The following is an 11092-nucleotide window of genomic DNA, read 5'->3' as shown; positions in this document are numbered from 1 at the left end:
AGCTCAGATGACCCAAACTAGAGGTTTAGCGCTCACATGAGCGCCCACCCGAGCACTTGCGTTCACTTCTTGAACGCAAAAAGGGTGGCACCCAGTGCCACCCTTCAGGCAGTACAGCCATCCGTAATATGCTCATGTGAGCGCCACCCCCCTCAGGGGTGGCGAGGATCACTCCCCAGGAAAGGCCGATTCCCGCACGGATCTCACCCGCCGGACGTGTCCAGCTCGGCGTCCTCACTCACTCCCGCGCAGTCGTAGGGGTCCTTCAACCAGCCATCCGGCAGGACGACTCGGTTGTTTCCGGACGTACGACCCCGAGGACCGTCCGCACCCACGGGCCACGGCTGCTCCAGGTCGAGCTCGCTCAACTGAGCGCGGAGCTCGTCCAGGGAGGAGGTGATGGCGAGCTTCTTGCGCATCTCGGAGCCGACCGCGAAGCCCTTCAGGTACCAGGCCACATGCTTGCGGAAGTCGATGACACCGCGTGCCTCGTCGCCGAGCCACTCGCCGAGCAGCCGCGCGTGCCGCACCATCGCGTCCGCGACCTCCCGCAGACCGGGCTGGGCATAGGACCCCGTCCCCTCGAAGCCCGCCACCAGATCGCCGAAGAGCCACGGCCGGCCCAGGCAGCCGCGCCCGACGACCACGCCGTCGCAGCCCGTCTCCCGCATCATCCGCAGGGCGTCGTCGGCCGACCAGATGTCGCCGTTCCCGAGCACCGGGATCTCCGGCACGTGCTCCTTGAGGCGCGCGATCGCGTCCCAGTCCGCCGTGCCGCCGTAGTGCTGGGCCGCCGTCCGCCCGTGCAGGGCGATCGCCGTGACGCCCTCCTCGACCGCGATCCGGCCCGCGTCGAGGAAGGTGATGTGGTCGTCGTCGATGCCCTTGCGCATCTTCATCGTGACCGGCAGGTCGCCCGCGTTGGTCACGGCCTCATGCAGGATCGCGCGCAGCAGCGGCCGCTTGTAGGGCAGGGCCGAGCCGCCGCCCTTCCGGGTCACCTTGGGGACCGGGCAGCCGAAGTTCAGGTCGATGTGGTCGGCGAGGTCCTCGTCGACGATCATCCGCACGGCCTTGCCGACGGTCACGGGGTCCACCCCGTACAGCTGGATCGAGCGCGGCTTCTCGGTCTCGTCGAACCGGATGAGCTGCATCGTCTTCTCGTTGCGCTCGACCAGGGCGCGCGTCGTGATCATCTCGCTCACGAACAGCCCCTTGCCGCCGCTGTACTCGCGGCAGAGGGTACGGAAGGGGGCGTTGGTGATGCCGGCCATCGGGGCGAGCACCACCGGCGGCTGCACGATGTGCGGCCCGATGGCGAGGGGGGTGAACGCGGTCATTGAGCCATTGTCGCGCACTGCGGCGGTCATTAGTCAGCCGTACTATCCGCACATGCCGGAGCTCACACGCGGGAGGCTCTCCAGGGGCCGGGAACTCATGGTCCTGGCCATCTGCTCCATGAGCCTGCTCATCGTCAGCCTGGACAACACCGCGCTCAACGTCGCCCTGCCCTCCATCCGGCGCGACCTGGGCGCCTCCGTCTCCGGACTGCAGTGGACGATCGACGCGTACACCCTCGTCCTGGCCTCGCTGCTCATGCTCGCGGGCTCCACCGCCGACCGGATCGGCCGCCGCAAGGTCTTCGCCACCGGGCTGGTCGTCTTCGCGCTCGGCTCGCTGCTCTGCTCCCTCGCGCCCAGCCTGGAGGCCCTGATCGCCTTCCGGGCGGTCCAGGCCGTCGGCGGCTCCATGCTGAACCCGGTCGCCATGTCGATCATCACGAACACCTTCACCGAGCCCGCCGCACGCGCGCGGGCCATCGGCGTCTGGGGCGCGGTCATCGGCGTCTCCATGGCCGCCGGGCCGCTGGTGGGCGGTCTGCTCGTCGAGTCGGTCGGCTGGCGGGCGATCTTCTGGCTGAACCTCCCGGTCGCCCTCGTCGCCCTGCTCCTCACCCTGCGGTACGTCCCCGAGTCCCGCGCCCCCCGGCCCCGCCGCCCCGACCCCGTGGGACAGCTCCTGGTCGCGGCGCTCCTCGGCTCGCTCACGTACGCGATCATCGAGACCGACCCGCTCTTCGCGGGGATCGCGGCCGCCGCGCTCGCCGGGCTGGTCCTCTACGAGCCGAGGCGCCGCGAGCCCCTGATCGACCTGCGGTTCTTCCGCAGCGCGCCGTTCGGCGGGGCCACCGTCATCGCGGTCTGCGCCTTCGCGGCGCTCGGCGGCTTCCTCTTCCTGAACACGCTGTACCTCCAGGAGGTGCGCGGCCTCGCCCCGCTGGAGGCGGGGCTCTACATGCTGCCGATGGCCGGCATGACCTTCGTCTTCGCACCCCTGTCGGGGCGGCTGACGGGGGCGCGCGGGCCGCGCCCCTCGCTGCTGCTCGCGGGCACGGCGATGGCGGCCGGGGCGCTGCTCTTCGCCGCCTTCGAGGCCGAGACCAGCGATCCGCTGCTCTTCGCGGGGTACGTCGTCTTCGGCATCGGCTTCGGTCTGGTGAACGCGCCGATCACGAACACCGCCGTCTCCGGGATGCCCCGGGCGCAGGCCGGGGTGGCGGCGGCGGTGGCCTCGACGAGCCGCCAGGTCGGGCAGACCCTCGGGGTGGCGGTGGTCGGCGCGGTCCTCGCGGCGGGGGTGGGCGCGGGCGCGGCCCCGGAGGCGTTCGTGGCGGCGGCCCGCCCGGGCTACTGGATCGTCACGGGCTGCGGCGTCGCCGTCCTCGTGGTGGGCGCGCTGACGAGCGGGGCGTGGGCGCGGCGCACGGCGGAGCGGACGGCCCGGTCACTGGCGCCGGAGGAGGACGCTCAGGCGGCGGTGAAGGCGGGGGCGCCGGGAGTCGCGGGGGCGCCCTGAGCCGCGGGGGCATGAGCCGCAGGGGCATGAGCCGCGGGGCCGCCGGGAGTCGCGGGGCCGCCCTGAGCCGCGGGGGCAGGAGCCGCGGGGCCGCTCTGAGCCTGAACCGTGGCCCGTCTCGCCTCTTCCTCTTCCTCTTCCTCCGCGATCACCAGCGCGAGGAGCCGCTCGACGCCCTCCCGGGTCTTCTCGTCCACGGGGACGTACGTCACGAGGCACGGCCCGGAGGTCGGGCCGAGCCACAGGTTGGTGTGCTCGAACCGGAGCACACCGACGCGGGCGTTGTGGATGACCTTGGTGCGGCCGCCCGGGGCGACCACGTCGTGCCGGGCCCAGATCTCCCGGAACTCGCGCGAGGCCCCTTCGAGCCGCTGGACGAGCGCCTTCCAGGCGGGCTCGGCCAGGTGCTCGGCCATGGCGGCTCGGAGCTTCCCGGCGAGGATGGGGAGGAGGTCCGGCAGGTCGGTGGCGGCGGCCTGGAAGTCCTCGTTGGTGAAGGCGAGCCAGAGGGAGTTGCGGTCCTCGCGGGGCAGGGCGTCCAGGTCGCAGAAGAGCCGCCCGAAGGTCCGGTTGTGGGCGAGGAAGTCGAACCTGCTGTTCTGGACGGCGGCGGGCAGCGGCTCCAGCTGGTCGAGCATCTGCCGCAGCGCGGGCGTGACGGCCGGAGAAGGCGCCCCCGGGCGCGGGTCGGACTGTCCGGCGAGGGCGAAGAGGTGGCTCCGCTCGGTCGGGTCGAGGAGCAGCGCGTCGGCGAGGGCGTCGAGGACCTGCGGGGAGACCTGGATGTCGCGGGCCTGTTCCAGCCAGGTGTACCAGGTGACGCCGACGGCGGAGAGGTGGGCGACCTCCTCGCGGCGCAGGCCGGGGGTGCGGCGGCGCCGGCCGCGCGGGAGGCCGACCTGTTCGGGGGTGATGCGCTCGCGGCGGCTGCGCAGGAAGGCCGCGAGCTCGCCCCGCCGGGTCCCGGGCGACGCCGCCGCCGTCACCGCCGCCGTGGTCGCGATCGTCGTGGTGGCCGCGATCGTGCCCGTCGTCGTCATGGTCGTCACTCCCCCAGGGTGCCGGGGCGCCCGGCCCGTTGCCAGGTAGTGGTTGTACCAGGATAAGAAGACTCTGGTACCAGGCTGAGCGCGGGCGGATCGTCGAACGCGTGACCTCGACTTCCACGACATCTCCCCGGGCCGGCGCACCGGCCGTCGGCCACCGCCCCGCGGCGCTCGGCTCCCTGGGCCTGTTCACCGTCCTCCTCGGGGCCGCGCTGCCGCTGATCGACTTCTTCATCGTCAACGTCGCCCTGCCGTCCATCGGCCGGGACCTGGCGGCCGGCCCGTCCGTCCTCGAACTGATCGTGGCCGGGTACGGCCTGTCGTACGCCGTCCTCCTCGTCCTCGGCGGACGCCTCGGCGACCTCTTCGGGCGCCGTCGCCTCTTCCTCGCCGGGATGACCGCCTTCGGCCTGACCTCGCTGGCCTGCGGGCTCGCGCCGGACGCCTGGACCCTCGTCGGGGCCCGGGTGGCGCAGGGCGCCGCGGCGGCCCTGATGCTGCCGCAGGTGCTCGCGACCATCCACGCCTCGACGACGGGAGCGCGCCGCGCGAAGGCGCTGAGCCTGTACGGGGCGACCGCCGGCCTGTCGATGGTGACCGGCCAGATCCTGGGCGGCGTCCTCGTCGCCGCCGACCTCGCGGGCACGGGCTGGCGCGCGGTCTTCCTGGTGAACGTGCCGGTGGCGGTCGCGGGCCTGCTGCTCGCCCTGCGGACCGTGCCGGAGACCCGATCGGACCGGCCGGCCCCCGTGGACGTGCCGGGGACCCTGCTCCTCGCGGTCGCGCTGCTCACCCTGCTCGCCCCGCTGACGGAGGGCCGGTCGGCCGGCTGGCCGCTGTGGACCTGGCTCTCGCTCGCGGTGTTCCCGTTCGCGGCGGTCGCCTTCTGGCGGGTGGAGCGGCGTGCGGAGCGCCGGGGCGAGACGCCCCTGGTCCCGCCGGGCCTCCTCGACCTGGTCTCGCTGCGGCGCGGACTGCTCCTCGTCCTGCCGCTGTCGGGCGGCTTCGGCGGCTTCATGTTCGTGATCGCGGTGGCGCTCCAGCAGGGTCTGGGCCTGGGGGCGGTGGCCTCGGGCCTGGCGCTCGTCCCGATGGCGGTGGCCTTCTTCGGGGCCTCCCTCGCGGGACCCCGGCTCGTACGGCGCTGGGGCACCCGGGTGGTTCCGGTGGGCGCCCTGTTCCAGGCCCTCGGCCTCGGGCTGCTCGCCCTGACGGCCTGGCGCTCCTGGCCGGACCTGTCGGTGGGGAGCCTGCTTCCCGGCATGGCGCTCGCGGGGCTCGGCCAGGGCCTCCAGCTGCCGGTGCTCTTCCGGGTGGTGCTCTCCGAGGTGCCGCAGGAGCGGGCGGGCGTGGGCAGCGGAGTCATGGTGACGGCCCAGCAGACGGCGCTGACCCTGGGCGTGGCGACCCTGGGGACGCTGTTCCTGAGCCTCTCCGCCTCGGGTTCGACGGGCACGGCGCTGACGGTGACGCTCCTCCTCCAGCTCGCGATGGCGCTCCTGACGGCGGGGCTCGCGATGCGGCTGCCGAGGACGGTGGGGTAGGCGGCGGGGGTACGGCGAAGGGCCCGGGCGTGGAACGCTCCGGGCCCTCCGTCGTGCGGTGGCGACTACTCCTGGCCGGTGGCCTCGGTGGAGGCGTCGGTGCTCTCGGCTCCCTGTCCCTGCGCGCGCTCGCGCATCTTCCGCAGGAGCTCCTGCTTCTGCTCGTCGGCCGTGCGCGGGGCGGTGCCGCGGGACTGGACGGTGCCGTACTGGTCGGCGCGGGACAGCTTCCTTCGCTGTCCGCCGACGCCGAGGAGGTTGTTGCGGCTCTTGGCCATGGGGTTCTCCCGTCAGTGAGGTGGGCGGTGGTCGGTCGGCCTGTGCGGCGCGCTCACTCGTAGATCTGGAAGAACAGAGACATGCCGAGGACGCTACCCCGGCACCGGCAGGGCAGCACTCGTTTTTCCCCACCCCCCACCCGAACGAATGACAGATATTGAAATCTGTCATCGGTCATGTCATGGTTGTCCCATCGAACCTCCCCCTCCCTTTGGAGACCGTCATGACCACCACCCGACACCCCGTCCCCACCCGCCGGCTCGGCGCCACCGGCCCGGCGGTCTCCGCCCTCGGTCTCGGCTGCATGGGCATGTCCGCGCTGTACGGGGAGAGCGACCGCGCCGAGTCGATCGCGACCATCCACGCGGCCCTGGACGCCGGGGTGACCCTGCTCGACACGGGCGACTTCTACGGGATGGGGCACAACGAACTGCTGATCGCCGAAGCCCTGCGGAGCGCCCCCGCCGCCGCCCGCGAGCAGGCGCTGACCAGCGTGAAGTTCGGCGCGCTGCGCACGGTCGAGGGCGGCTTCACCGGCTACGACGGCCGGCCGGCCGCGGTGAAGAACTTCGCGGCGTACTCGCTCCAGCGCCTCGGCACCGACCACATCGACATCTACCGGATCGCCCGCGTCGACCCGGACGTGCCGATCGAGGAGACCGTCGGCGCCATCGCCGAGCTGGTCGAGGCGGGGCACGTCCGGCACATCGGCCTCTCCGAGGTCGGCGCGGACACGCTGCGCAGAGCGGCGGCGGTGGCCCCGATCGCGGACCTCCAGATCGAGTACTCGCTGATCTCCCGCTCCATCGAGGAGAAGATCCTGCCGGCCGCGCGCGAGCTGGGCATCGGGATCACGGCGTACGGCGTGCTGTCGCGCGGCCTGATCAGCGGCCACTTCACCCGGGACCGGGAGCTCGGCGCCGGCGACTTCCGCGGGATGTCCCCCCGCTTCCAGGGCGACAACCTCCACCGGAACCTGGACCTGGTGGACCGGCTGCGCGCGATCGCCGAGGCGAAGGGCGTGACGGTCGCGCAGACCGCGATCGCCTGGGTCCTCGCACAGGGCGAGCGACAGGGCGCGGACATCGTCCCACTGGTCGGCGCCCGGCGCAGGGACCGGCTCGCGGAGGCGCTCGGCGCCCTGGACGTCACGCTGGACGCCGCCGACCTGGCGGCGATCGAGGAGGCCGTCCCGGCGGGCGCCGCGGCCGGCGAGCGCTACCCGGCGGCCCAGATGGCCCACCTGGACAGCGAGCACTGACCGGCACCGGCGGGACCTTTCAGCTGACGGGTACTGTCATTCCATGGCCGCCACCGAGACCCTGACCGCCGAGCGCATCCTCGAAGCCACGGAGGAGGTGCTCCGGCGCTACGGGCCCGCGAAGGCGACCGTCGTCGACGTGGCCCGGGTGCTGGGCGTCAGCCACGGCAGCGTCTACCGCCACTTCCGTACGAAGGCGGCGCTGCGCGAGGCGGTGACCGAGCGGTGGCTGGAGCGGACGATCGTCGCGCTGCGGCCGTACGTCGAGGGCGGGAAGCCCGCGGACGAGCGCCTGACCGACTGGCTCACGGCCCTCTTCGCCCTGAAGCGCCGCAAGGCCGGCGGCGATCCGGAGCTGATGGCGACCTTCCAGGTGCTGATCGGCGAGAACAGCGCGGTGGTCCACCGGCACGAGGACCACCTGGTGGAGCAGATCGCCCGCATCGTGGAGGACGGCCACCGCGAGGGGGTGTTCGCCGCACCGGAGCGGGACTACGCGACGACGGCCCGCGCGGTCTTCGACGCCACCGACCGCTTCCACGACCCGGCGCACGCCGCCGACTGGGCGACCACGGACATCGAGGACGCGTTCGCGGCGGTCATCTCCCTGGCGCAGCGTGCGCTGCGCGCCTGAGAAACAGCCCCTTTTTGAAGATCATTTGGCTTGGAGTTTCCCCTTCCCTGTCCAGTACATGACTAGCGTTCTCCCGCACCGCGACCGTAAGAGCACCCAGGGGGAACCATGTCCGCACCCGCCAAGCCACCGGCCCGCTCAGGAGCCTCCTCGGCGATCGGCTGGATCCTGACCATCGGCCTCAACGTGGTCGCGCCGATCCTCACGTACAACATCCTGACCGAGGACCACGGCTGGTCCGAGTTCACCGCACTGCTCGCCGGGAGCGTCTGGCCCGTCCTGGACAGCGCGATCATGGTCGCCTGGCGGCGCAAGGTCGACGAGTTCGCCGTCGTCACCCTGGTCTTCCTGGTGATCACGGCGCTCGTCTCGCTGATCGGCGCGCACACCGCCCGGGCGCTCCTGATCAAGGACTCGGGCGTGACGGGCCTGTTCGGCCTGCTTTGTCTGGTCACGCTGCTCGCCCCGCGCCCGCTGATGTTCTACTTCGGCCGGAAGTTCGCGACCGACGGCACCCCGGAGAGCACGGCCTGGTGGAACGGGATGTGGCAGTACGAGGGCTTCCGCTCCACCATGCGCACGATGACGCTGGTGTGGGGCGTGGCGTACGTCGCCGAGGCGCTGGTCCGTATCGCCCTCGCGTACGCGCTGCCGACGAAGACCATGGTCACGCTCAGCCCGCTCATGATCTACGCGGTCCTGGGCGCCCTGGGCGTGTGGACGGCCTGGTTCGGCAAGCGCCGGGCGGCCGAGGGCGCGCGACGCCAGGCGGAGGCCGAGGCGGCGGCAGCCGCGACGGCGACCGCCTGACCGCCTGACGCCTGACCGCACGCACGCACGGGAAAGCCCCCGGTTCCGAAGTCGGAACCGGGGGCTTCGCCGTACGCGATCTACGCGGTAGACGCGATCAGGGAGTTCAGCAGCCGAGCAGGCGGCTGCCCAGGTAGCCCTGGATCTGGTCGAGGGAGACGCGCTCCTGCTTCATGGTGTCGCGCTCGCGCACGGTCACCGCGTTGTCGTCGAGGGTGTCGAAGTCGACGGTCACGCAGAACGGGGTGCCGATCTCGTCCTGGCGACGGTAGCGGCGGCCGATGGCGCCGGCGTCGTCGAACTCGATGTTCCAGTTCTGGCGCAGGTCCGCCGCGAGGCCCTTGGCCTTCGGGGAGAGCTGCGGGTTGCGCGACAGCGGCAGGACCGCGACCTTGACCGGGGCCAGGCGCGGGTCGAGGCGCAGGACGACGCGCTTCTCCATGACGCCCTTGGCGTTGGGGGCCTCGTCCTCGTTGTACGCGTCGAGGAGGAAGGCCAGCATCGCGCGGCCGACACCGGCGGCGGGCTCGATGACGAACGGCGTGTAGCGCTCGCCGGACTCCTGGTCCAGGTACGTGAGGTTGGCGCCGGAGGCCTTCGAGTGCGCGTTCAGGTCGTAGTCGGTGCGGTTGGCGACGCCTTCCAGCTCGCCCCACTCGCTGCCGCCGAAGGAGAAGCGGTACTCGATGTCGGCGGTGCGCTTCGAGTAGTGGGAGAGCTTCTCCTGCGGGTGCTCGAACCAGCGCATGTTCTCCTCACGGAGACCCAGGCCGGTGTACCAGTTCCAGCGCTGCTGCATCCAGTACTCCTGCCACTGCTCGTCCTCGCCCGGCTTGACGAAGAACTCCATCTCCATCTGCTCGAACTCGCGCGTGCGGAAGATGAAGTTGCCCGGAGTGATCTCGTTCCGGAAGGACTTGCCCATCTGCGCGATGCCGAACGGCGGCTTCTTGCGCGAGGTCTGCTGCACCTGACCGAAGTTGGTGAAGATGCCCTGGGCGGTCTCGGGACGCAGGTACGCGACGGAGCCGGTGTCCTGGGTCGGGCCGAGGTGCGTGGAGAGCAGGCCGGAGAACTGCTTGGGCTCCGTGAAGGTGCCCTTGTTGCCGCAGTTGGGGCAGTTGAGGTCGGCGAAGCCGTTCTCGGGGAGACGGCCGTGCTTCGCCTCGTACGCCTCCTCCAGGTGGTCCGCGCGGTAGCGCTTGTGGCAGGAGGTGCACTCGGTGAGCGGGTCCGTGAAGGTGGCGACGTGACCGGAGGCCTCCCAGACCTCGGTGGCCAGGATGACCGACGAGTCGATACCGACGACGTCCTCGCGCGAGGTGACCATGTAACGCCACCACTGGCGCTTCAGGTTCTCCTTGAGTTCGACACCCAGCGGTCCGTAGTCCCAGGCGGCCTTCTGGCCGCCGTAGATCTCACTGCACGGGTAGACGAAGCCACGGCGCTTGCTCAGGCTGACGATGGTGTCGATCTTGTCGGCGGCCACGGTGCTCTCTTCATTACGACGACGAAGTGCGAATGCCACAGGTTACCGGCGCCCGTACCCCCTGCATCAAATCGGTTCGGTGCCAGGGGCGCGCGGGGGCTCCCGAGAGGGCGCGTGGGCGGGGCCACACGGACGACAATTGACAATCGTTTCCAGTTTTGTTGAAAATGAGTGTCATGAACGCACGTCGCCTGATACCCACCACCGCCCTCGCCGGAGCCGTCGCGCTCGGCGTCGTCTCCCTGTCCGCCTGCGCCGGAACCTCCGACGCCGCCGACAAGGGGAGCAGCGGCAAGCTGGACGTCGTCGCGTCGTTCTACCCCATGCAGTACCTGGCCGAGCAGATAGGCGGCGGCCACGTCGCCGTCAACACGCTCACCAAGCCCGGCGTCGAACCCCACGACCTGGAGCTCAAGCCGAAGCAGATCGGCGAGCTCGGCGAGGCCGACGTCATCCTCTACCTCAAGGGCATCCAGCCCGCCGTCGACGACGCCATCGCCCAGGCCGGCGTCAAGAACACCGTCGACGCCGCCACCCTCACGAAGCTCGAAGCGCACGGCACCGAGGTCGGCCACGAGCACGGGACCGAAGAGCACTCCGCCGAGGAAGAGGGCCACGACCACGGCTCCGAGGCCGGCACCGACCCGCACATCTGGCTCGACCCCGTGAAGTACGCCGAGGTCGCCAAGGGCGTCGGCACCGCCCTGGAGAAGGCCGACCCGGCGAACGCCGCCGACTACCAGAAGAACACCGACGCCCTGGTGAAGAAGCTCGGCGCCCTGAACACCGAGTTCGAGACGGGCCTGAAGAACACCACCACGAAGACCTTCATCACCACCCACTCCGCCTTCGGCTACCTCGCCGAGCGGTACGGCCTGGAGCAGGAGGGCATCACCGGCATCGACCCCGAGTCCGAGCCGAGCCCCGCCCGCATCAAGGAACTCCAGGACATCGCGGAGAAGGACAAGGTCTCCACCGTCTTCTTCGAGACCCTCGCGAGCGACAAGACCGCCAAGACCCTGGCGGGCGACACCGGTCTGAAGACCGACGTGCTCGACCCGCTGGAGGGAATCACGGACAAGTCCCAGGGCGATGACTACATCGAGGTCATGCAGTCCAACCTCGCCGCGCTGAAGAAGGCCCTCGGCGCGAAGTGATCGCAGCGACACAGCA

9 protein-coding genes and 1 pseudogene are annotated in these 11092 nt (G+C 71.2%); 6 read left to right on the top strand and 4 right to left on the bottom strand.

Annotation, left to right across the window (positions count from 1 at the left end):
- Nucleotides 1-203: 203 nt before the first annotated feature.
- Entirely contained in the window at nt 204-1340 is a 1137-nt protein-coding gene (gene dusB, locus ACFC0G_RS23020; protein ID WP_376406103.1) for a tRNA dihydrouridine synthase DusB, read from the bottom strand.
- Between the two features lie 52 nt (nt 1341-1392).
- On the opposite strand from dusB, the gene ACFC0G_RS23015 reads away from it, so the two are divergent.
- A complete protein-coding gene (locus ACFC0G_RS23015; RefSeq protein ID WP_376406101.1) occupies nt 1393-2856 on the top strand; it encodes an MFS transporter in 1464 nt (487 codons plus the stop codon).
- Nucleotides 2857-2996: 140 nt separating this feature from the next.
- Here the strand turns inward: ACFC0G_RS23015 and ACFC0G_RS23010 are convergent.
- Nucleotides 2997-3896 (bottom strand): annotated as a pseudogene (locus tag ACFC0G_RS23010) (helix-turn-helix domain-containing protein); the annotation flags it as partial.
- Between the two features lie 110 nt (nt 3897-4006).
- Here ACFC0G_RS23010 and ACFC0G_RS23005 point away from each other — a divergent pair.
- Nucleotides 4007-5446 carry an MFS transporter gene (locus tag ACFC0G_RS23005; RefSeq protein WP_376406099.1) on the top strand — a complete coding sequence of 480 codons (1440 nt, stop codon included), beginning with the start codon at nt 4007-4009 and terminating at the stop codon, nt 5444-5446.
- 65 nt (nt 5447-5511) lie between these two features.
- Here the strand turns inward: ACFC0G_RS23005 and ACFC0G_RS23000 are convergent, their stop codons facing one another.
- Nucleotides 5512-5724: a DUF6243 family protein gene (locus ACFC0G_RS23000; RefSeq protein ID WP_376406097.1), complete on the bottom strand. Its 213-nt coding sequence runs from the start codon at nt 5722-5724 to the stop codon at nt 5512-5514.
- A 224-nt stretch (nt 5725-5948) separates the two neighbouring features.
- Between ACFC0G_RS23000 and ACFC0G_RS22995 the strand changes: the two genes are divergently transcribed.
- The 3 genes from ACFC0G_RS22995 (at nt 5949) to ACFC0G_RS22985 (ending at nt 8430) form a co-directional block, all read left to right on the top strand.
- Nucleotides 5949-6986, top strand: coding sequence for an aldo/keto reductase (locus ACFC0G_RS22995; protein WP_376406095.1), 1038 nt, complete (start codon nt 5949-5951; stop codon nt 6984-6986).
- A gap of 43 nt (nt 6987-7029) precedes the next feature.
- A complete protein-coding gene (locus ACFC0G_RS22990; protein ID WP_376406093.1) occupies nt 7030-7620 on the top strand; it encodes a TetR/AcrR family transcriptional regulator in 591 nt (196 codons plus the stop codon).
- 108 nt (nt 7621-7728) lie between these two features.
- Nucleotides 7729-8430 (top strand): VC0807 family protein, encoded by a 702-nt coding sequence (locus ACFC0G_RS22985; RefSeq protein ID WP_376406091.1) that lies wholly within the window; start codon nt 7729-7731, stop codon nt 8428-8430.
- Between the two features lie 106 nt (nt 8431-8536).
- Here the strand turns inward: ACFC0G_RS22985 and ACFC0G_RS22980 are convergent, their stop codons facing one another.
- A complete protein-coding gene (locus ACFC0G_RS22980; RefSeq protein WP_376406089.1) occupies nt 8537-9919 on the bottom strand; it encodes a glycine--tRNA ligase in 1383 nt (460 codons plus the stop codon).
- A gap of 176 nt (nt 9920-10095) precedes the next feature.
- Here ACFC0G_RS22980 and ACFC0G_RS22975 point away from each other — a divergent pair, with 176 nt between their 5' ends.
- Nucleotides 10096-11076 carry a metal ABC transporter substrate-binding protein gene (locus ACFC0G_RS22975; protein ID WP_376406087.1) on the top strand — a complete coding sequence of 327 codons (981 nt, stop codon included), beginning with the start codon at nt 10096-10098 and terminating at the stop codon, nt 11074-11076.
- The last annotated feature ends 16 nt before the right edge of the window (nt 11077-11092 follow it).

The sequence above is a fragment of the Streptomyces sp. NPDC056169 genome, from assembly GCF_042268445.1.
Lineage (GTDB): Bacteria > Actinomycetota > Actinomycetes > Streptomycetales > Streptomycetaceae > Streptomyces.
The sequence above is the reverse complement of the archived record's forward strand: the minus strand, read 5'-3'. Positions and strand labels throughout refer to the sequence as shown.